Source organism: Streptomyces sp. NPDC059224 (assembly GCF_042754285.1).
GTDB lineage: Bacteria > Actinomycetota > Actinomycetes > Streptomycetales > Streptomycetaceae > Streptomyces.
In genome coordinates, this window is record NZ_JBHZAN010000022.1 from 32,903 (window position 1) to 53,536 (window position 20,634).

At 72.9% G+C, this 20,634-nt stretch carries 19 protein-coding genes; 13 read left to right on the forward strand and 6 right to left on the reverse strand.

Translation table 11 applies throughout. From position 1 onward, the window contains the following. The first annotated feature begins 30 nt into the window (after positions 1 to 30). The 3 genes from ACFXI4_RS24480 (at position 31) to ACFXI4_RS24490 (ending at position 6,762) form a co-directional block, all read left to right on the forward strand. Positions 31 to 1,908: a putative T7SS-secreted protein gene (locus tag ACFXI4_RS24480; protein WP_384994449.1), complete on the forward strand. Its 1,878-nt coding sequence runs from the start codon at positions 31 to 33 to the stop codon at positions 1,906 to 1,908. A gap of 80 nt (positions 1,909 to 1,988) precedes the next feature. Further along, the gene (locus ACFXI4_RS24485) at positions 1,989 to 2,282 is read left to right on the forward strand and encodes a WXG100 family type VII secretion target (RefSeq protein WP_362731753.1); all 294 of its coding nucleotides are present in this window, start codon (positions 1,989 to 1,991) and stop codon (positions 2,280 to 2,282) included. 85 nt (positions 2,283 to 2,367) lie between these two features. Then, positions 2,368 to 6,762, forward strand: coding sequence for an FtsK/SpoIIIE domain-containing protein (locus ACFXI4_RS24490; RefSeq protein WP_384994767.1), 4,395 nt, complete (start codon positions 2,368 to 2,370; stop codon positions 6,760 to 6,762). 147 nt (positions 6,763 to 6,909) lie between these two features. Here ACFXI4_RS24490 and ACFXI4_RS24495 read toward each other — a convergent pair whose 3' ends face one another. Beyond that, the gene (locus ACFXI4_RS24495) at positions 6,910 to 7,548 is read right to left on the reverse strand and encodes a hypothetical protein (RefSeq protein WP_384994452.1); all 639 of its coding nucleotides are present in this window, start codon (positions 7,546 to 7,548) and stop codon (positions 6,910 to 6,912) included. A 68-nt stretch (positions 7,549 to 7,616) separates the two neighbouring features. After that, on the reverse strand, positions 7,617 to 7,910 hold the full coding sequence (locus ACFXI4_RS24500) for a hypothetical protein (RefSeq protein WP_362730747.1): 294 nt from the start codon (positions 7,908 to 7,910) through the stop codon (positions 7,617 to 7,619). A gap of 130 nt (positions 7,911 to 8,040) precedes the next feature. Here ACFXI4_RS24500 and ACFXI4_RS24505 point away from each other — a divergent pair, with 130 nt between their 5' ends. Further along, positions 8,041 to 8,715, forward strand: a complete 675-nt coding sequence (locus ACFXI4_RS24505; RefSeq protein ID WP_384994455.1) for a hypothetical protein — start codon at positions 8,041 to 8,043, stop codon at positions 8,713 to 8,715. A 24-nt stretch (positions 8,716 to 8,739) separates the two neighbouring features. Here the strand turns inward: ACFXI4_RS24505 and ACFXI4_RS24510 are convergent, their stop codons facing one another. After that, positions 8,740 to 9,345: a GPP34 family phosphoprotein gene (locus ACFXI4_RS24510; protein ID WP_384994457.1), complete on the reverse strand. Its 606-nt coding sequence runs from the start codon at positions 9,343 to 9,345 to the stop codon at positions 8,740 to 8,742. A 740-nt stretch (positions 9,346 to 10,085) separates the two neighbouring features. Here ACFXI4_RS24510 and ACFXI4_RS24515 point away from each other — a divergent pair. Continuing rightward, a complete protein-coding gene (locus ACFXI4_RS24515) occupies positions 10,086 to 10,940 on the forward strand; it encodes a PaaX family transcriptional regulator C-terminal domain-containing protein (protein WP_384994460.1) in 855 nt (284 codons plus the stop codon). A gap of 9 nt (positions 10,941 to 10,949) precedes the next feature. On the opposite strand, the gene ACFXI4_RS24520 is transcribed toward ACFXI4_RS24515, so the two are convergent. Further along, entirely contained in the window at positions 10,950 to 11,363 is a 414-nt protein-coding gene (locus ACFXI4_RS24520) for a RidA family protein (RefSeq protein ID WP_384994462.1), read from the reverse strand. A gap of 171 nt (positions 11,364 to 11,534) precedes the next feature. On the opposite strand from ACFXI4_RS24520, the gene ACFXI4_RS24525 reads away from it, so the two are divergent. The 4 genes from ACFXI4_RS24525 to ACFXI4_RS24540 are packed head-to-tail and all read left to right on the forward strand — an operon-like array spanning position 11,535 to position 16,998. Continuing rightward, positions 11,535 to 12,017: a cupin domain-containing protein gene (locus ACFXI4_RS24525; RefSeq protein WP_384994464.1), complete on the forward strand. Its 483-nt coding sequence runs from the start codon at positions 11,535 to 11,537 to the stop codon at positions 12,015 to 12,017. Continuing rightward, positions 12,014 to 12,913, forward strand: a complete 900-nt coding sequence (locus ACFXI4_RS24530) for an acyl-CoA thioesterase domain-containing protein (RefSeq protein WP_362719815.1) — start codon at positions 12,014 to 12,016, stop codon at positions 12,911 to 12,913. The genes ACFXI4_RS24525 and ACFXI4_RS24530 overlap by 4 nt, the downstream gene beginning before the upstream one ends. 45 nt (positions 12,914 to 12,958) lie before the next feature. Next, a complete protein-coding gene (locus ACFXI4_RS24535; RefSeq protein ID WP_384994467.1) occupies positions 12,959 to 14,602 on the forward strand; it encodes an AMP-binding protein in 1,644 nt (547 codons plus the stop codon). Between the two features lie 11 nt (positions 14,603 to 14,613). Next, a complete protein-coding gene (locus ACFXI4_RS24540) occupies positions 14,614 to 16,998 on the forward strand; it encodes a bifunctional salicylyl-CoA 5-hydroxylase/oxidoreductase (RefSeq protein WP_384994470.1) in 2,385 nt (794 codons plus the stop codon). Here ACFXI4_RS24540 and ACFXI4_RS24545 read toward each other — a convergent pair. After that, positions 16,981 to 17,142 (reverse strand): hypothetical protein, encoded by a 162-nt coding sequence (locus ACFXI4_RS24545; protein WP_384994784.1) that lies wholly within the window; start codon positions 17,140 to 17,142, stop codon positions 16,981 to 16,983. The genes ACFXI4_RS24540 and ACFXI4_RS24545 overlap by 18 nt on opposite strands. On the opposite strand from ACFXI4_RS24545, the gene ACFXI4_RS24550 reads away from it, so the two are divergent. Together ACFXI4_RS24550 and ACFXI4_RS24555 are read left to right on the forward strand one after the other, a co-directional pair. Beyond that, on the forward strand, positions 17,143 to 17,322 hold the full coding sequence (locus ACFXI4_RS24550; RefSeq protein ID WP_384994786.1) for a hypothetical protein: 180 nt from the start codon (positions 17,143 to 17,145) through the stop codon (positions 17,320 to 17,322). A 563-nt stretch (positions 17,323 to 17,885) separates the two neighbouring features. Further along, positions 17,886 to 18,395 carry a transglycosylase SLT domain-containing protein gene (locus ACFXI4_RS24555; protein ID WP_384994473.1) on the forward strand — a complete coding sequence of 170 codons (510 nt, stop codon included), beginning with the start codon at positions 17,886 to 17,888 and terminating at the stop codon, positions 18,393 to 18,395. 112 nt (positions 18,396 to 18,507) lie between these two features. Here ACFXI4_RS24555 and ACFXI4_RS24560 read toward each other — a convergent pair whose 3' ends face one another. Beyond that, positions 18,508 to 19,299, reverse strand: coding sequence for a TetR-like C-terminal domain-containing protein (locus tag ACFXI4_RS24560; RefSeq protein WP_384994476.1), 792 nt, complete (start codon positions 19,297 to 19,299; stop codon positions 18,508 to 18,510). A 21-nt stretch (positions 19,300 to 19,320) separates the two neighbouring features. Between ACFXI4_RS24560 and ACFXI4_RS24565 the strand changes: the two genes are divergently transcribed. Together ACFXI4_RS24565 and ACFXI4_RS24570 are read left to right on the forward strand one after the other, a co-directional pair. Then, entirely contained in the window at positions 19,321 to 19,689 is a 369-nt protein-coding gene (locus ACFXI4_RS24565; RefSeq protein WP_384994479.1) for a hypothetical protein, read from the forward strand. A 5-nt stretch (positions 19,690 to 19,694) separates the two neighbouring features. Then, positions 19,695 to 20,600, forward strand: coding sequence for an ADP-ribosylglycohydrolase family protein (locus ACFXI4_RS24570; RefSeq protein ID WP_384994483.1), 906 nt, complete (start codon positions 19,695 to 19,697; stop codon positions 20,598 to 20,600). The last annotated feature ends 34 nt before the right edge of the window (positions 20,601 to 20,634 follow it).

Consider the following 20,634-nt stretch of genomic DNA (forward strand, 5'->3'; position numbering starts at 1 on the left):
CAGTCACAGGCACCGGACCGGGGGAACTTCATGGCACGTCGGCACGCGAGTCCCGAGGACTTCCAGCTCGTCGGGATGGACTCGGACCCGACCCCCGGCGACGCCGACCTGATCCAGGGCGTGATGCGGCGGTACCGGGACATCGGTGACGCGGCGGAGAAGGCGCTGAACGTCCTGAAGAAGGACGGCACGATCGCGCAGGGCCGTGGTTCGGCGATGGACCAGCTGAAGGAGAAGATCGGCGACGATCTCCCGGACAAGCTGACCAAGACCATGACCTCCTACCACGACGCCGCCCAGGCCTACAGCGACTACATGCCGCGGCTGCGCGAGGCCCAGGACACCTTCGACCGGGCGGTGGACCAGGCCCGGGCCGCCGCACCGCAGGCGAACCGGACGCCCGCGGAACTCGGCGCGAACCCCACGGACCAGGAGAAGTCCGAGGCGCGCCGCACACAGGACGCCATCGACACGGGCAGGGCCGAACTGGGCGCGGCCAGGAGCCTGGCCGAACAGGCCAGGTCGATGCGGGAGAGCGCGCAGCGCCAGTGCGCCGACGTGCTGGACCGGGCGGCCCAGGAGGCGATTCCGGAGCGGAACGTCTTCCAGAAGATCGCCGACTTCTTCAAGGACTTCCCGTTCGTCCAGATCCTGCTGGCCGCGCTCGTCGCCGTCGTGGCGGTGTTCTTCCCGGTGGTGGGCGCGCTGCTCGGCGGGGCGTTGTTCGTCTTCAACCAGGTCGTGGCCAGCCAGACCGGTGGCATCAAGGCCGGTGACTTCGTCGTGGGCCTGCTCGGGATCGTGCCGGGCGGGTCGCTGCTGAAGCTCGGCGGCAAGGCCGTGCAGGCGATCGCCCCGGCCGCGGTGGCCGCCGTGAAGAACTCCGGCTTCATCGCCAAGAGCACCGCGTCGATCACGAAGATCGGTGAGTCCTTCACCAACAACAAGATCGTCGGAGGGGTGCTCGCCAACCCGGTCGGCAAGGCGGCCACCGAGGTCGGCGGCAACTTCCTGACCAACTCCGCGGTGGAAGCCGCTGCCAAGGCGGCCAACCACGACCAGATCACGGCCGCGGGCGTCTTCGCCGGAGCCGCCGCGGGGGCCGTGGCCGGCGCCGCCTTCAAGGGAGGCATCGGCAAGATCGGAAAGAGCCGCGGGAACGCCCCGGTCGAGGAGGGCAAGGGCGGCCGGTTCGGCGACACCTCCGAGCCGGCGGCCGGGGACACCGTGGGCAAACGCGCCGCCGACCAGCTCGCAGGCGCCGTCGAGGAGGGCGCCACCCTCGGCACCAAGATCGGTGTGGGCGTCGCCCAGGGAGGTGACCCCAACGAGGTCGCGGCGGGCGAGATCGCCAACTCCGCGCCCAAGCTGGGCGCCGGACCGGTCGGAAAGGCGGGCCTCGGCCGCTCGATCGACGGCCTCGCGCACAAGATCCCCGTCAAGGGCAGCCCCAGGCCGTCGACCGGCCCGGCCCACACCCCCGCCGCCCAGCCCCAGCCGACCACCGACTCCCACCCCGCCACCCCGCCTCCGGCGCACCCATCGGACGGTTCGGCCTCGTCGTCGCCGACGGGTACGCGTCCGTCGTCGCCGGTGCCGGTGGATCCGGGGGACGGTGGGACCCCCTCGTCGCCGACCGGTTCGCGCCCCTCCACCCCGAGTCCGGGGGACGCGGTGAACACGCCGCTTCCCCCGTCTCCGACCACCCCGCACTCCGCGGACGCGGCGCCGCCCCCGCCGGCCGCACCGGACGGCGGCGGGTCGCAGGGCCGTCCCGCCGTCCCGCCGATCAGCACCTCCGACGCGCAGTCCAACGCCGGCGCCGAGTCGTCGTCCCCGACGAGTGACGGGTTCGTCACGGCGCCGACCAGCCCCGCGGAAGGCCCCGACGGCGGCCACGGCAGCTAGGCCGACCCGCCGTCCGCGCAGCACAGTCCTCCGGCCCCTCCCGGGGACGGACCGCACCGACAACCAGCAAGGAGTTCTCCATGCCCAACTACAGCGTCAACTCGGACACCACCGCCTCCACCTCGCAGGCCCTGCTCAACGACTTCTCCCAGCTCACGGACAAGCTCAACGAGGTCAAGGGCAAGATCTCCAACCTGCTCGCGGACGGCTACAGCACCCCGGCCGCCCAGCAGAAGTTCTCGCCCTTCTTCGACGAGTTCGCCAAGGGCTTCGAGCAGGTCAACCAGGGGCTCCAGGGCATCGGCCAGTACGTGAAGTCCGTCGGCGAGGCCTTCGACCAGACCGACAGCCAGCTCGGCTCCAACCTGTCCTGATCCACCGGCCCGGCTCGCCGCCACGGCGGACGGTGCCACCCCCTCCACCCGAGCCTCCACACGAGAAGGACGATGAGCAGTGCGACTGACCGTCAGCGTGCGTGACCCCGAGGCCGAGGGGGTGTCCGCCACCGTCGCCGTGGAAACCGAACCGTCCGCGCAGACGGGCAGGCTCGCGGCCGAGTTGGCACGGGCCGTCGGGTATGGCGGGGCGGTCGCGGAGGAGCCGCCCCTGTACATCGGCGAGACCCCCGTCGACCCGCACACCACCCTCCAGGGCGCCGGGATCCGGGACGGCATGGACCTCGGGCTCGGCGCTCCGCTGCCACGGGAGCCCGAGCCCGAGGGCCGCACCGAGGTCCGGCTGGTGTCGGGCCCGGGCGCCGGAACCGTCTTCCGGCTGGTCCCCGGCGACTACGACATCGGCAGCGGCCCGCTGTGCCGCGTCCGCCTCGCCGACGGCGCCCCGCCGCTCGCGGCCCGGGTCCGGGTCCGCCTCGACGGCAGCGCCGAACTCCTCATGACGGAACGGGCGTTGCTGGACGGCAAGCCCGCGCTCGAGCCCGCGCCCTGGAGGGCGGGCAGCCAGCTCGCCGTCGGCGACATCCTGCTGGAGCTGACCTCGGCGCCCACGGCCCGTGCCCCGCTGACCCCGGCCCAGGACGGTCTGGGCCTGGAGTTCAACCGGCCGCCGCGGTTCCTGCCGCCCGCCGCCGGCGCGAAGTTCCGGCTGCCGGCCCCGCCGGTCAAGCCCGACAAACGGCCGATCCCGCTGCTGCCGATCCTGCTGCTGCCCGCGGGCAGCGCCGCGATCGCCATCTTCGTCACCCACCGCTGGTCCTTCGTCTTCATCGCCCTGCTCTCCCCGATCGCCGCCCTGGTCACCCAGTTCGGCGGCCGCAAGCAGGCCATGCTCAAGTACCAGGAGCAGAAGGAGGAGTACGACCGCACGCTGGCCCGCCTGCGCGCGGACATCGACGCGGCCGTACTGTCGGAACAGCACAGCCTGCGCCTGTCGCTGCCCGATCCGGCCACGCTCCTGCAGATGGCCGTGCGGCCGTCGGAGCGGCTGTGGGAACGCCGCTGGCAGGACCCCGACTTCCTCTCCGTACGCGTCGGCACCACCGACCTGCCCTCGTCGATCAGTGTCGACGACCCGGAGCAGGACGAGCACCGGCGGAGCACCGTGCCGTGGCTGAACCAGGTACCGGTCGCCGTGCCGCTGCGCCGGGCCGGTGTCGCCGGCGTGGCCGGGCCGGGAGCGACCCGGCTGGCCGGCTGGCTCGCCGCCCAGGCGGCCGCCCTGCACAGCCCCACCGACCTGCGCATCGTCGTCCTCGCCGGACCGGACGGCGAACACGACTGGTCCTGGACCCGCTGGCTGCCGCACGCCCAGGCCCAGGGCGAGGACGCCTACGCCCTGATCGGCTCCACCGCCGAGTCCCTCGCCCGGCGGATCGGCGAACTCGGCCAGCTCGTCGCCGCCCGCACGGCCGCGGGACCCGACGTCACCCGCGGCGGGGCGAACGGCTACCCGGACGTTCTGGTGGTCCTGGAGCAGGCGCGCCGGGCCCGTTCACTGCCCGGCGTGATCGCGCTGCTGCGCGACGGCCCGGCGGTGGGCGTGCACACCATCTGCATCGACCGCGAGGAGCGGCTGCTGCCAGAGGAGTGCGGCGCCGTCGTCGTCACCGAGCCGGGCGCCACCACGTCCCGGGTGCGCACCGGTTCCGGCGCGGCGCTGGAGGACGTGCGCGGCGACTCCCCGGAGCCCGACTGGTACGAGCACTTCGCCCGCGCCCTGGCCCCGCTGCGCGGTGTCGGCGACAGCGACGAGAGCGCGCTGCCCGGCTCCGTCCGCCTGCTGGACCTGCTGCACATCGAACCGCCCACCGCCGAGGCCGTGGTGGCCGGCTGGTCGCTGGGCGGCCGCAGCACACGGGCCCTGCTCGGCGTCGGATACGACGGTGAGTTCGCCGTCGACCTGGTCCGCGACGGCCCGCACGCACTGATCGCCGGCACCACCGGCTCCGGCAAGTCCGAACTGCTGCAGACCCTCGTCGCCGGCCTCGCCGTGGTCAACCGGCCCGACGAGATGACGTTCGTCCTCGTCGACTACAAGGGCGGCAGCGCTTTCGCCGAGTGCGCCGACCTGCCGCACACCGTCGGCCTGGTGACCGATCTCGACACCCGGCTCGTGGAGCGGGCGCTGGTCTCCCTCGGTGCCGAACTGCGCCGCCGCGAGACCCAGTTGGCGCAGGCGGGCGCCAAGGACATCGAGGACTACCTCGACAGGCGCACCCGCGGCGGCAACGTACTGTCGCCGCTGCCCCGACTGCTGCTCGTCATCGACGAGTTCGCGTCCATGGCACGTGAACTGCCCGAGTTCATCTCCGGCCTGGTGAACATCGCCCAGCGGGGCCGCTCGCTCGGCATCCACCTGGTGCTGGCGACCCAGCGCCCCGGCGGCGCGGTCACTCCGGACATCCGCGCCAACACCAACTTGCGGATCGCCCTGCGCACCACCGACACCAGCGAGAGCCGCGACATCATCGACGCCCCCGACTCCGGGGACATCTCCCCGGCCAATCCGGGGCGCGCCTACGCGCGGCTCGGCCCGTCGGCCCTGCTGCCGTTCCAGTCGGGCCGGGTGGGCGGTCGCCGCCCCGGCGGCCAGGCCGCCGAGGGGACCGAGGCGGCCGTCCGCGCCGAAGCGGTGACCTGGCAGAACCTCGGCGGTCCGCGGCCGGCCGCACGCTCCCGGGGCGGCTCCGGCTCGGCACCGACGGAGGCCGTCACCGACCTCGCCGTCCTCACCGGAGCCGTCGCCCAGGCGGCCCGGCTCGCCGAGATCGCGCGCCGGCCCAGCCCCTGGCTGCCCCCGCTTCCCGCACTGCTGCCGTGGACGCCGCCGCCCGCGCCCGAACCGGCCGCCGAGCGTGCCGCGGCCCTGCCCGCCGTGGAGTACGGCGTCGTCGACCTGCCCGCACAGCAGACCCGCGCCCCGCTGGTCCTCGACCTCGACCGGGCCGGCCACCTGCACATCGTCGGTTCGCCGCGCAGCGGACGCTCGCAGACCCTGCGCACCCTGGCCGCGGCTCTCGCCCAGGCCCACGGCGCCGACGACGTCCACCTGTACGGCATCGACTGCGGCAACGGCGCGCTCAACGCCCTGACCGCACTGCCGCACTGCGGTGCGGTCGTCGACCGCAACCAGACCGAGCGCCTCGGACGGCTGCTGGACCGGCTGAGCGCCGAACTCACCGCGCGCCAGAGCATCCTGGGCGCCCGGGGCACCGCCGACCTGACCGAACTGCGCGGCACCCAGCCCGCCGGGGAACGGCTCGCCCACATCGTGCTGATGGTCGACCGGTTCGAGGTCTTCGAGCGCGAGTACACCGCGTACGACAACGGCAGCTACCTGGAGCGCATGATCCGGCTGCTGCGCGACGGAGCGGGCGTCGGCATCCACGTCGTCCTCGCCGGCGACCGGGTGCTCGGCAGCAGCCGGTTCTCCGGCACCACCGAGGACAGGATCGTGCTCAGGCTGAACGACCGCCAGGACTACTCCAGCGTCGGCATCCCCACCAAGTCCGCGCCGACCGACCCCGCACCGGGCCGCGGCATCCGCACCCAGGACCTCAGCGAGGCACAGATCGCGGTGCTCGGCGAGGAGCTGTCCGGCACCGCGCAGGCCGAGCTCCTGACCGCCCTGGGCCGGGAGCTGACCGAGCGCGAGGCCTCGGTGCCGCCCGCCCGGCGCCCGATCCGCCTCGACGTCCTCCCCGACCTGATCACGTACGCCGACGCGCTGGCCCTGCACGCCCACGGCGGCCCGATGCGTCCTCTGGTGGCCGTCGGCGGCGACACCCTCACCTCGCTCGGCCCCGACCTTGCGGACGTACCGACCTTCGTGGTCGCCGGTCCGCCGCGCACCGGCCGCAGCACCGCCCTGCTCACCGCGGCGGAGTCGCTGCTGGCGGCCGGGACCGGTCTCGTCGTCCTGGCACCGCGGCGTTCCCCGCTGCGGCGGCTGCGGGGCCGGCCGGGCGTGGTCGTCGTCATCACGGACGCCGAGGTGAGCGCCGAGGAGTTCCGGCAGGCGCTCGGCAACGTGCCGGAGGAACACGGTGTGATCGTGGTGGACGACGCCGAACTGTTCATGGGGGCCGAGATCGACTCCGATCTCGCGCTGCTCGCCCGGGGCGGCGCCGGAACCGGCTGGGGGGTCCTCGCGGCCGGCAACGCCGAGTCGCTGTCGCTGAGCCTGGCCGGCTGGATGGGTCAGGTGAAACGCAACCGCACCGGCATGCTGCTCTCCCCGCAGGGGCTGAGCGACGGTGAGGTGATCGGTGTGAAGCTCAGCCGGGGTGTCGTCGGACAGGCCCCGCAGCCGGGCCGCGGTCTGCTGCACCTGGGTGACGGAACGCTGCGCACCGTCCAGGTGCCGTTCCTCGAGGCCCTCGAGGCCGACCTCTGAAGCGGGGAGGCGCGCCCCCGCTTCCCCCTTGGGGGTGCGCCTCCCTCCCCGCCCGCGGGCCCGGACGAGCGGCCCGGCCCCGCGGAGCCGCGAAGGGCGGCCGGAACACAGGTTCCGGCCGCCCTTCGCCATGCCCTGCCGCCAGGCTCAGGCGGCGAGCCCTTCGCCGTCCCGGGAGACCTGCACACCGTCGTCCGTCACGAAGCGGAACGTGCTGGTGATGGCGTCGAAGAGGTCGTACACCTCGTTCTTCAGCGGCAGGTTGGGACTGGCGAGGGTGACCACGAGGAAGTCCTCGGTGGTCCCGGGCACCGGCATCATCGTGTGCATCGTCAGCAGCTTGACGTCGATGTCCCCGGTCAGCCGGGTCACCTCGGTGCCGGTGACCCGGGCCACCGTGCCCACGTGCGGCACCTGCGCCGAGGCGATGACCCGGTCCCCGGGCGCCGCGCCGGTCGCCGAGGAGACCCCGAGCCGCGCGGAGAGCACGGGCAGCGTCAGTTCCTCGCCCTCGGGGGTGCTGACGGCGAAGACCATGCCGTACGCCATGAAGAGGCCCTCGGTGTACATCGTCGCCGTACCCGCGGCCAGCAGCGCTCCGTGGCGGCGGGCGGCGCGGGTCACTTCCCGGCCCTGCCGGAACATGTCGTTGATCCGCGCCTTCTCGCGCGGGTCCCCGGTGGCGGCGAGGGCCTGGGCGCGGGTCCTGGCCAGCTCCTCGCCGCTCAGGTCGACCTGCTGCCACTGGTCCGGGATGTCCAGCAGGAAACGTCGTGCGGTGCTCATCGGTCGGCCGCCACCTTCGGGGGACGTGTCGGACAGGTCGGGGGTGTGAGGGGGTCCGGCGGGGGAGCTCATCGGCCGCCGCCGTCGTCGAGGTTCGACACCGCGTCCTGGTCGGTCTTCTCGAAGGAGTCCAGGACGGTGCCGATGGCGTCGCGGATACCCTGCACCTGCTTCTGCAGCTGGTGCTTGCCGTCCTCCCACCTGTTCTCGAAATTCTGTGCGGAGCCGTGGGAGAGCTCGGGCCCGAACGCGGCATCGAAATCGAACGTGTGGTGTCCGATGTCGATGTAGTCGTGCACGAAGCCCAGCATGTCCTGGGCCTCCTTGAGTTCACTCCCGGGGATGTTGACGTCCGACGCCACTGCGGGCCCCCGTTTCTGGTGCGGTGAGGATTCGTCTCTGCCGGGAACACGAGGCCACGGGCCCGGAACGTTCACCCTCGCGGCCCGGCCTGCGTTGAACCCTTGCCGGGGCCCCTCTCGTGTTCCAGGCATGACCTCGCTCTCCACCCGGCCGCCGTCCCGCGGCGGCGCAGCGCGCCGTGCCGTCGTCGCGTCCGTGCTCGTCCTGTGCGGTGCGGCCGGCCTGTCGGCCTGTGGCAAGACCATCTCCATCGGTGACAGCTCGCCCCCGGCGACCTCGTCCGGCGCGGTGCCCTCCCCGTCGTCCTCCGCCACGGCACCCGGCCAGGGCGCGGGCAACTCGGCGCTCCAGGTGGTCGACTCCACCGCCCAGGACGCGGGCCTCAGCGGCACCGGCGGGACCGTGGTCGGGGCGGCGGTGCAGGAGGCGCCGCCCAAGTGGGTGCAGCTGTCGGCGGTGACCTCGGCGCCGCTGTCCGGCGCGCACCTGATCAACATCAACCAGGCGTCGCTGTACCGCTTCGACGCCGACACCGCCGACCCCTCGCAGACGGCCTGCACCGGTGCCTGCGCGGTGAAGTGGCCGCCGGTCACCGTCCAGGAGGGCGGCAACGTCTACCTGGCGGGCGTCGACCCGAAGACGGTCGGGGCCATCCGGCGGCCGGACGGCCAGGTCCAGATCACCGTCGGCGGTTGGCCCGTCTACCGCTTCTCGGGTGACAGCAAGCCGGGTGATCTGAACGGCCAGGGTCTGGACGGCAAGTGGTTCGCGGTCTCGCCCACCGGAGAGAAGGCGACCCGGTAGCGGACGGCCGCGGTACGGCCAGCGTCACAGGCCGCGCCACACGTTGTCGAAGGCCGCGTCCTCGATCTCCCGCCGCTGCCGGACGGCGGCCAGCTCGGTCACGGCGTCCTCCACGGCGGCCACCACCGTCACGGTCGCGTCGGAGACGGCCTGCGCGAGGTCCTTGGGCGTCTCGTCCTGGATGCCCACGGCGGCCGCGAAGGCGGCGAGCACGGGCTCACCCGACGTCCAGCGCTCGCGCGCCCGCGTGTGCTCGGGCGAGTCGGTGGGCGCCGTCCGCCCGGTCGGCAGCGGCAGCCAGCGCCGCCGCTGCCGGGTGACCGTCCCCTCCTCCTCCAGTTCGGCGAGGTAGGCGGCGGACAGGCCACGCCCGCGGCGCCACAGCCAGTCCTCGACCGCCTCGTGGGGCGTGTCGGACTTCAGCGCCGCCACCGCCTGGTCGAGGAGCCGGTCGCCCGTCCCGCCCTGAGCGGCGGGCACGATGATCTCGTCGTCGAGGGTGACCGCCCCGGCGCCGAGGAGATCGACCAGTTCGGCTCCCGCGAGCGCCAGCGAGAGGTCACCCTGCTCGACGGACCGGCCGGCGGCGTCGTACACGGTGACGATGAACAGGTCCCGGGGTGTGGTCATGTCGGACTCCCCAACAGAGATGGCGGCAGAGACATCTGAGGCAATGGTGGCGCGGAGGAACACGATGCCCGGTACGGGCGCCACGCAGTCTCTCGTGCTTCGCGCCCACAGGTCACTCCTTCCGCCCTGGCGAGGCGCATGGCATGCCGCCTCGCGCGCCCTACCACCACGATGTGCCGCGCCGCCCGGACCCGCAGCGCGACGCCGGTGCCGACGGGGCCCGCGGCGCCGGGGGAGCGGGGATCCGGACGGGCCGGTGGCCGGGGCCCCGGCCACCGGGACGCGCGCCCCTGCCCGCCAGGACCGGAGATCCGTCACCTCGGAGAAGCCGAGGACGCGGACGTGGCACCCGCGTCGGGATGCGGAGCCGACATCCCCAGGGGCCCGGTGATCCGTGCCGCCCGGAGCCGTGGGCCGCGCCGCGGTGGCTTGGACGGCGGTCCGCACGGCCCGGTGCCGTGGTGCGCGGTGCCGCCCCGGGGGGAGCCGCGATCCGCGCTGCCCGGGAGGCACGACCGCGGTCGCGAGGGCGGCGGGGGACCGTGCCGGCGGGCCGAGCCGAACCGCGGGGGAGGGGGCGGCCCGTACCCGGACCGTGCGGGTGGGGGCGGATCCGCACCGGCGAAGGAGCCGGTGTGCCTGGTGGCCGGGGCAGCGATCCACAGCGCCGGTGGGGTGCCCGGACGCGCGGTAGGCTGCTTGGCGATCAGCAGGGTGACTGCGGCCGGAGGTGGGCGGACATGACAGCGCAGGCCGAGCCGTCGTCCGCTGTCGGTGCGGCCGGCCGGGACAGCCGGCTGGGCCCGTTGATCATCACCCTCTTCGGGCTGTACGCGCGCGGTGAGCACAACTGGCTCTCCGTCGCGTCGCTGATACGCCTCATGGCCGACCTCGGCGTCGAGGGCCAGGCCGTCCGCTCCGCGGTCTCCCGGCTGAAGCGACGCGGGGTGCTGCGCGGAGAACGCCACGAGGGGGCCGCCGGATACGCCGTCGCCGACTCCACGCTGGAGGTACTGGCGGAGGGCGACATACGCATCTTCGAGCGGCACCGGGCCGCGGCCGACGACGGCTGGCTCGTCGTCGTCTTCTCCGTGCCCGAGTCCGAGCGCGACAAGCGTCACGCCCTGCGCGCGGCCCTCACCCGGCTGGGCTTCGGCACCGCCGCCCCCGGCGTGTGGGTGGCCCCCGGCATCCTCGCCGACGAGACCCGCCGCACCCTGCAACGCCTCGAGCTGACTCCGTACGTCGACATCTTCACCGGCGACCACTTCGCCTTCGGCGACCTGTCGGCGAAGGTCCGTGAGTGGTGGGACCTCGACGAGCTCACCGCGCTCTACTCGGACTTCCTCGCCCGGTACGGGCCGGTGCGCGAGCGTGCCGTCGCGGGCGGGATCGCGCCGCGGGAAGCGTTCGGGATCTACCTGCCGATGCTCACCGAGTGGCGCCGGCTCCCGTACCGCGATCCGGGCCTGCCGCTCTCCCTGCTGCCGCGGGGCTGGCACGGCGAGACCGCCGGCGCGCTCTTCGAGGAACTCGACAAGAGACTCCGTGCGCCCGCCCGCGAACACGCCCTGGCGGTCATCCACCCGGCCTAGACCCCGTGCCTACGGCCTGACCAGCCGCTCCTGCGGGATCACGGCCACGCCGAGGATCTCGATCATCGCCTCCGGCTGCCAGAGCGCGGTGCAGCCGATGCCCGCCATCGCCGGATACACCGGCCCGGCCAGCTCCCGCCACACCCTGCCGATCTCCTTGCCGTGGGCCTGGTAGTCGGGGATGTCGGTGAGATAGATCGTCACGCTCACCAGGTCCGCGGGCTCACCGCCCGCCGCCCGCAGGGTGGTGAGCACGTTGCCGAACGCCTGGCGGAACTGCTCGACGATCCCACCCGGAACGATCTTCATATCGGCGTCGAGCGCGGTCTGGCCGCCCAGATGAAGCGTGTTTCCCGCGAGTGTTCCGTGCGAGTAGCCGCTCGGGGCGGGCAGTTCGGGCGGGTTCACGGCGACGGGAGTCATGAGGCCTCCGGTTCGGTGGTGTCCGGCTCCGGCCGCACGGCCGGTCGTATTGACAATAAATGACGACCGTGAAAGATACGAGATACAGCGCGCGGTCCTCTTCCGGACCCCGACAGGCCGACGACCCCGACGGGCCGACACCCGGCAAGCCCACGGAAACGGAGCCGTTCCATGGAGCCCGACCTCAGCAAGTACCGACTCGACGGTGACAGCGAGATGTACCGGCTGCCCAGCGGCATCGTCGCGCCCGTCGTCACCCGGGCCGGTCAGGAGGACGTGAACACCGCCGACTCGGGCGGCGCCGTCCGGGTGTCGGGCGTCAGCGCCCGGCACACCACCGCGCGCCGCCTCTGGTACGGCAAGGTCAGCAACGAGCCCGGCTACCGCTCGGTCACCCACCACCACGGCGAGGCCGAGACCGGCGGCTACGTCCTCTCGGGCCGGGCCCGGATCTACTTCGGCGAGAAGTTCGAGGACTACGTCGACATGACCGAGGGCGACTGGGTCTTCGTCCCGCCCTTCATGCCGCACGTCGAGTGCAACCTCTCCCGCAGCAGGCCGCTGGTGTGGATGACCACCCGGACCCCGGAGAACATCGTGGTGAACCTGCCCGACGTGGCCGACACCGATCTGCGCGACTGGCTGAACCGATGACGGCCGACCCGACCTCCGCGATCGTCACCGCGGCCCTCACCCTCAAGCCCGCCGCACCCGAGCACTTCGACCTTGCCTTCACCGCCACCACCCAGCCGTGCCCGTGGCCCAAGGCCTACGGCGGCGACCTCGTCGCCCAGGCGGCCGCGGCCGCGATGCGCTCGGTGACCGACGGCAAGTCGCTGCATTCGATGCACAGTTACTTCCTGCGCCCGGCCGACATCGGCGCCGAGGTCCGCTACGAGGTGGAGGTGGTACGCGACGGCCGCGGCTACAGCACCCGCCAGGTACGCGGCTACCAGAACGGCAAGGTGCTCTACGTCTGCCTCGCCAACTTCGCCGCGGGAGAGCCGGGCGGTTGCTTCCACACCGAGTCCGCGGCCGGGATCCCGGCCCCCGAGACGCTGCCCAGCTCGGCCGAGTACCTCGCCGAGCGCACCGGCGGCACCATGACCGACGAGTCCAGGGCCTACTGGCGCGGCGGCCGCGGCTTCGACATGCGGCACGTCCCCGGCCCCGTCTACCTGACCGTCGAGGGCGAGCGGCTGCCTCATCAGGCGGTCTGGCTGAAGCCGTTCGACGCGCTGCGCCCCGTCGAGGGACTCACCGACGCCCAGCGCGACCTCGCCGCCCTCGCCTACGTCTGCGACTACACGATCCTCGAACCCGTCCTGCGGGTCCTCGGTCTGGCCTGGGCCGACCCCGGCCTGGTCACCGCCAGTCTCGACCACGCCATGTGGTTCCACCGCCCCGCACCGGTGGGCGAGTGGCTGCTCTACGCCCAGGAAGCGGTGGCCGCCGACGCGGGCCGCGGCCTCGGCACCGGACGTTTCTTCACCCGCGACCACCGTCACCTCGCCACTGTCGTCCAGGAGGGCATGATCCGCCCTGCCTGACCGCCCGCCGCACACCACCGGCGGGCTCCCGGAAGGAACCCCACGTTGGCTCTTCCGCTCTCACCTACCTCGCACCAGGACACCTTCGCCCGGGACCATCTGCCGCCCGCCGAACTGTGGCCCACGATCGAGTTCAGCACGCCCGAACTGCGCTACCCGGCCCGCCTGAACGCGGCCACCGAACTCATCGACAGGGCCGTCGAACGGTTCGGTCCCGACCGCCCGGCCCTGCGCACCCCGGCCGGTGAGCTGTGGGCGTACGGCGAACTGCGCACCCGGGCCAACCAGGTCGCCCAGGTCCTGACCGAGGACCTGGGCCTGGTGCCCGGCGGCCGCGTCCTGCTGCGCGCGCCCAACACCCCGTGGACGGTGGCCTGTTGGCTCGGCGTACTGAAGGCCGGCGGGGTCGTGGTCACCACCATGGCCGCCCTGCGCGCCCGGGAGCTCACGCCGATCGCCGAACTCACCGAGCCCGCGATCGCCCTGGTGGACCACCGCTTCACCGACGAGATCCGGACCGTCCTGCCCGGCCGCCTGAAGACGGTCGAGTACGGCGGCCCCGGCCCCGACGACCTGGTGGCCCGGTGCGCCGCCAAGTCCGGTGCGTTCAGGGACGTGGAGACGGCCGCCGACGACGTGGCACTGCTCGGTCCCACCTCCGGCAGCACCGGCGTCCCGAAGATCACGATGCACTTCCACCGGGACATCCTCTCCATCGACAACACCTTCGGCCGCCACCTGCTCGGGCTGCGCGAGGACGACCTGGTCGCCTGCACCGCGCCGTTCGCCTTCACCTTCGGCCTCGGGATGCTCGTCGTCTTCCCGCTGCGGGCCGGCGCCTGCGCCCTGCTGACCGAGACGGCGACTCCGGCCCAGCTCGCCGACCTCGTCGAGAAACACGGTGTCACCGTCCTCGCGACCGCGCCCACCGCCTACAAGGCGATCGTGCGCGACGGCCGGGAACAGCAGCTGAGCGGCGTCCGGGTCGGGGTGTCGGCAGGCGAGCACATACCGCTCACCACCTGGCAGGAACTGCGGGACCGTGTCGGGCTGAAGGTGATCGACGGGATCGGCGCGACCGAACTGCTGCACATCTTCATCTCCGCCGCCGGCGACGACATCCGGCCCGGTGCCACGGGGCGTCCCGTGCCCGGCTACCGCGCCACGATCCTGGGCCTCGACGGCGCGGAGCTCGGCCCGGGGGAGCCCGGGCGGCTCGGTGTCATCGGCCCGGTCGGCTGCCGCTACCTCGACGACGGACGCCAGCGGGACTACGTCGTGGGCGGCTGGAACGTCACCGGTGACATCTTCCACCGTGACGAGGACGGCTACTTCCACTACCACGCCCGCAGCGACAACATGATCGTCTCCTCCGGGTACAACATCGGCGGGCCCGAGGTGGAGGCCGCCATCGACACCCACCCGGACGTCGTCGAGTCCGCCGTCGTGGGGCGCCCCGACCCGGAGCGCGGCTCGGTGGTCTGCGCCTTCGTCGTCCTGCGCGAGGGCGTCACCGGGGACCCGGCGAAGGCCGAGGAGATCCAGAACCACGTCAAGCAGGTCCTGGCGCCCTACAAGTACCCGCGTGACGTCCGCTTCCACGACGTCCTGCCGCGCAACACCAGCGGAAAGCTCCAGCGGTTCGCGCTCCGGAAGATCATCGAAGCCGAGCAGGCCGCCGGGCAGTGAGAGGAACTCCCTTGAAGATCGCGATCATCGGCGGTGGCCCGGGCGGGCTCTACCTGGCGGCTCTTCTCAAACAACTGGACCCGGCCCACGAGATCACCGTGTGGGAGCGCAACGCCCCGGACGACACCTTCGGGTTTGGTGTGGTGTTCTCCGACGAGACACTCGGCGGCATCGAGAACGCCGACACGGTCTTCGCCGAGGCCATGGCCCGCCGCTTCGCCCGCTGGACGGACATCGACATCCACTACCGGGGCGAGAGCCACACCGTCGGCGGGCAGGGCTTCGCCGCCATGAGCCGCAAGGAACTGCTGCACCTCCTCCAGGAGCGCTGCCGGGAGCTGGGCGTCACTGTGCACTTCTCGACCCCGGCACCCGAGGTGGCCGGGCTGCGCGCCTCGCACGACCTCGTGGTCGGCGCGGACGGCGTCAACTCCGCTGTCCGGGCCGCCCACGCGGACGCCTTCCGGCCGTCCCTGGACCGGCGGCACAGCAAGTACATGTGGCTGGGCACGGACCGGGTCTTCGAGGCCTTCCAGTTCTTCGTCAAGGAGACCGAGTGGGGGGTGGTGCAGGTCCACGGCTACCCCTACTCCGAGACCGGCTCGACCTTCATCGTGGAGATGCACGAGGACGTCTGGCGCCGGGCCGGCTTCGACGTCACGGAGGACGCCGGGTTCGGGCCGGGCGTCTCCGACGAGCAGGCCGTCGCCCGGATCCGGGAGCTGTTCGCCGACGAACTCGGCGGCCACCGGCTGTTCGCCAACAACTCCAAGTGGCTGAACTTCACCACCGTCCGCAACGAGCGCTGGCACCAGGGCAACCTCGTCCTCATCGGCGACGCCGCCCACACCGCCCACTTCTCCATCGGCTCCGGCACCAAACTGGCCATGGAGGACGCCCTCGCGCTCGCCGCCTGTCTGCACGAACACCGCGACGCGGAAGCCGCGCTGACCGCCTACGAGAGCGAACGCCGTCCGGTCGTGGAGTCCACCCAGCGGGCCGCGCAGGCCTCCCTGGAGTGGTTCGAGAACATCGGCATGTACGCCGGGCAGGACCCCACCCAGTTCTGCTTCAACCTCCTGACCCGTTCGCGCCGTATCACCTACGACAACCTGCGCACCCGGGACCAGGAGTTCGCCGACCGCGTCGACGCCGCCTTCGCTGCGGCGCAGGGACTGGACAGCGAGGCGCCCGCCATGTTCCAGCCGTTCCGCATCGGCCGGCTGGAGCTGAAGAACCGGGTGATCGTCTCCCCGATGGACATGTACTCCGCCGTCGACGGGATGCCCGGTGACTTCCACCTGGTGCATCTGGGCTCGAAGGCGATGGGCGGGGCGGGACTGGTGATGACGGAGATGGTCTGCGTGTCGCCCGAGGGCCGTATCACCCCCGGCTGCACCGGTCTGTGGAACGACGAACAGCTCGGCTCCTGGCAGCGCATCGTCTCCTTCGTCCACGACCGCAGCACCGCCCGCATCGGTCTCCAGCTCGGTCACTCGGGCCGCAAGGGCTCGACCCGCCTGATGTGGGAGGGCATGGACGAACCGCTCCCCGACGGCAACTGGGACGTCGTGGGCCCGTCCGGGCTGCCGTACGGCCCCGGATCGCCCGTCCCGCGTGCCCTGACCCGGACCGAACTCGACGCCGTCACCGCGGAGTTCACCGAGGCGGCCCGCCGTGGCGCCGAGGCCGGGTTCGACCTCCTCGAACTCCACTGCGCCCACGGCTACCTCCTCTCCTCCTTCCTCTCGCCCCTCGCCAACCTGCGCACCGACGAGTACGGCGGGCCGCTGGAGAACCGGCTGCGCTATCCCCTGGAGGTCTTCGACGCGGTCCGGGAGGTCTGGCCCGCCGAACGGCCGGTGACCGTACGCATCTCCGCCACGGACTGGGCCCCCGACGGCAACACCGAACACGACGCCGTGGAGATCGCCCGGGCCTTCATCGCGCACGGCGCGGCCGCCATCGACGTCTCCACCGGCCAGGTCACCAAGGACGAGCGCCCCGCCTACGGCCGTTCCTACCAGACCCCCTTCGCGGACCGGATCCGTCATGAGGTGGCCGCGGAGTCCGGCGCGGCCGTGATCGCGGTCGGCGCGATCGCCTCCTACGACGACGTGAACTCGATCCTGCTGGCGGGCCGCGCCGACCTGTGCGCCGTGGGCCGGACCCACCTGTACGACCCGCACTGGACCCTGCACGCGGCGGCCGACCAGGACTACCGCGGGCCGGCCGCCGAATGGCCGGTCCAGTTCGGGGCCGGGCGCCGCAAGCCGCCCACGGCCCGCACCGACGCCGTTCGCCCCCGCCTGTCCCTGCTGCGGGCGGACCCGGCGGGGGAGAGCGTCCACCTGAGGTGGAAGCCCCTGGGGGAGGGGCTACCGGTGGTGGGGTGACGCCGGGCAGTGCTGCCGGATCAGCTCCTTGCCGTAGTCGTCGCCGTTGGGCGCGTGGATGACGGAGTGGACGTGCATCCGGGTCGGGACGCCCCGGATGCCGCCGTACGCGCCGCGCAGTGGGCCGGGGCCCAGGTCACGCACGTGCCGTCGAGACGGGACCGCACCTGGGCCGGCCCGGTCATCCGCGCCGACCGGCCGGAGACGCGGCGCCGGGTCAGCTCCGGTTCGGTCTTCCCGGTGTCCGCGCCCATCAGCATCAGCTCGGGGTACCCGGCGCCCGAGGCGAGCGGGGTGCGCAGTTCGTGGCCGGCACCCGGGTGAGCCGGCACGGTCCGGGTGTGCGGGGTGCGGTCCGCCGGGAGACCGCCGAGGGCGGCACGTCCGGCGGCGGTGAGGGTGGAGCAGCTCGGGTTCGTCGTCGACGATCAGCACGCGGATCGGGTCCACCGCGGCGTGGGGGTGTCAGGCACGCCCCGATGCTCTCCCGGCGGGCTGTACACGAGCTGTGCGGTGCCCCCGGAAGTACCCGACGATCATGGAAAACCGCTCGGTTTCCACCCTCCGGAGGGTCCCGGACGCGTGACGCCACCCATAGGAGCCAGGTCACATCCTATCGGGGGTCGTAGGTGCGTGACGCTCCCGGCGCCGCGCAACCTGCATCAAAAGGGACATTTCAGCGATTTCTACGATGTTCCGTAGTACGTCACATCATTGCATCCCGCTCTGGCGATCGCTAAACATTGCTCTCGTCGCCGGGAGACGGGCGATGGGCCGAGCGGACATCCGCCGGGTCCGCCCACTCCCGCCGGTTGCACGGGGCTCCGCCCCACGCCGCCGCACACAGCGGCCGGCGCCGACGCCGTCCCCACCGGAGATTCGCTCACATGACCATGACCACTCGCACCCGCATCGCCCGCCTCCGCACCATCGGCCTCACCGGCCTCGCCACCACCGGCGCCGCGGCGGCAGCCCTCACCCTCATGCCGACGACCGCGCAGGCCGCCGAAGCGACGCAGGCGCACATCTCCACAGCGGTCACGGCCTCCAGCAGCAACAGCCAGAAGTCCGGTTACGCGAACAACCTGGACGGCTGGATCAAGCAGTCCCTGCGGATCATGAAGTCCAAGGGCATCCCGGGCAGCTACGACGGCCTCAAGCGCAACATCATGCGCGAGTCCGGCGGCAACCCCTCCGCCCAGAACAACTGGGACGTCAACGCGCAGAAGGGCACCCCTTCCAAGGGTCTGCTCCAGGTGATCGACCCCACCTTCAACGCGTACCACGTCAGTGGCACCGCGAAGAGCGTCACCGACCCGGTGGCCAACATCACCGCGGCCGCCAACTACGCCGCCCACCGCTACGGTTCGATCGACAACGTCAACTCCGCGTACTGAGCGCGGCGGTGACTCGGCGGGCCGAACCCGGCCCGACGTGCCGCAGCAGGAACGCGTGGGCCAGGGCGTCGGCGAACACCTCGCCGGCCGGCCCGCCCAGGACCAGTACGCGTCAGTGGAGCGGACCCACCAGCTGGTCCGCGTCGGCGTCCGGGTCGAGCCCGGCGCACAACTCGCCCGCCGTCACGGCCCGTTCCGGCAGGGCACGGTCGCGCCGGCGCCGTGGCTCCAGACAGCGCGACCGGAACTCCCCGGCGGACGCCGGATCGTGCCGGACGTGCGCGAGCAGCGCCCGGAAGGCGGCACCCGAGTCGGACGTACAGACCCCGCGAGCCGGAGCAGCGAGTCCCGCAGATCGGCGGCGAAGTCCCCGGAGCCGGGCGGGGTGAGATCTTCGTCCGCGTCCTGGAGACAGGTGTCCAGCAGGACGCCGGCCTTCGTGCTCCACCAGCCGCAGAGGGTGTGCTCGGACACCCCGGCCCGTACGGCGATGCCCTCCATGGGGACGCCCGTGGAGCCCTTCTCGACGAGCAGGTCGTCGGCCGTCTCCGGCACGGCCGGCCGGGCCTCCTCGCTCCGGCCGTGCCGATCGCCGTGATGCGGCCGTTCCGCACCGGCTGTCATCTCGCCCCTCTCGGCAGGGAGTTCGCCCCGGAAGGGGGCCGAGAACCCGTCGAGGACGCCCTGCGCCGGATGTCCGCGCAGGCCGAGCAGGACGACGCGGTCGCGGAGCGGATCGACTGGGGATCCGGCCCGAAGCCGATGTCCCCCAGGAACACGCCGACGCGGCCGCGGAGATCTGCCTGCCGGTCTCGGCCGCGGGCGGTGAACTCCTCCACAGCCCGGTCCGTGCCGTCCGCCCGGCGACGGTGGTCGAGTTCGGGATGTCGTACGGGATCTCCACGCTCCGGCTGGCCGCCGCGGTATGGACGACGGAGCTGTGCCGGTCGTCACCACGGAACTCAGCAGGGAGAGGACCGCCACCGCGCGGCGCACCTTCGCCGAGACCGGCCTGGACGACCTGATCACGGTGCTGGAGGGAGACGCCCGCGACAGCCTCGCCGGCCTCGACGCCCCGGTCGGCCTCGTGCTCCCCGACGGCTGGAGGGACCTCTGCCTGCCCGTGCCGAAGACGCTGGAGCCGCGCCTCGCGACCGGGACGCCCGTCGTCGGCGACTCCAGCTTCGCGAGCACGCGGCCCTGCCCCGACCACGTGGGCGCGAGGTCCCGGTGCGGGCCGCCCGCTCGGAAATCCGCGCGCCGGCGGCGTCGCGCTGCGATACTCCACCGGTGATCGACATGCCCACACCTGTGCTGGACTCGCTGTCCGGGCTCGCGTTCGGCGACGCCTTCGGCGACCGGTGGTTCGCCGTCCTGCGCCGGCAGGGTCCGGCCGGCCTGGAGGCGCGGACGCTGCCCCCGGAACCGCTGTGGCGGTGGAGTGACGACACCGCCCAGGCGATCGTGCTCGTCCGGGAACTCGCCGAGGGTGGCGGTACCGTCGACCAGGACCGCCTGGCCGTGGGCTTCGCTGCGGCCTACGCCGAGGACACGCACCGCGGCTACGGAGCCTCGATGCACGACGTGCTGCGCCGGATCGGCGCGGGCGAGCCCTGGCAGGACGTGGTCGCCGGACAGTTCGGCGGCCAGGGCTCCTGGGGCAACGGCGCGGCGATGCGCGTCGCACCGCTCGGCGCCTGGCACGCCGCCGACCTCGACGAGGCCGCCGAGCAGGCCGCCCGCCAGGGCGCCGTCTCGCACCACCATCCGGAGGCGACCGCCGGGGCGGTGGCGGTCGCCCTCGCCGCGGCGCTGGCAACTCGCAGCCGGGGCGGCCCCACCCCGGCCGGGCCGGAGTTCCTCCACGCGGTCGCCGAACGGCTCCCCGACAGCGACGTCCGGTCCGGTGTGCGGATCGCGTCGCGTATGCCGGCACACACCTCGGTCCGGCACGCCGCGGAGGTGCTGGGTTCCGGCTACCGGATGTCAGGGCCGGACACCGTCCCGTACGCGCTGTGGTGCGCGGCACGTCACCTCGACGATCTGCAGGAGGGCCTGTGGGCCACGGTCGCCGGGCGCGGCGACATCGACACCACCTGCGCCATCGCGGGCGGGGTGATCGCCGCCCGCACGGGCGTGGCCGCCCTCCCCGCCGCCTGGCACGCGGCCCGCGAACCACTGCCCCCGGTCGTGACAGCGGCCTAGCCAGGCCCTGTCCGGCGGATCAGGCGCGGGAAGC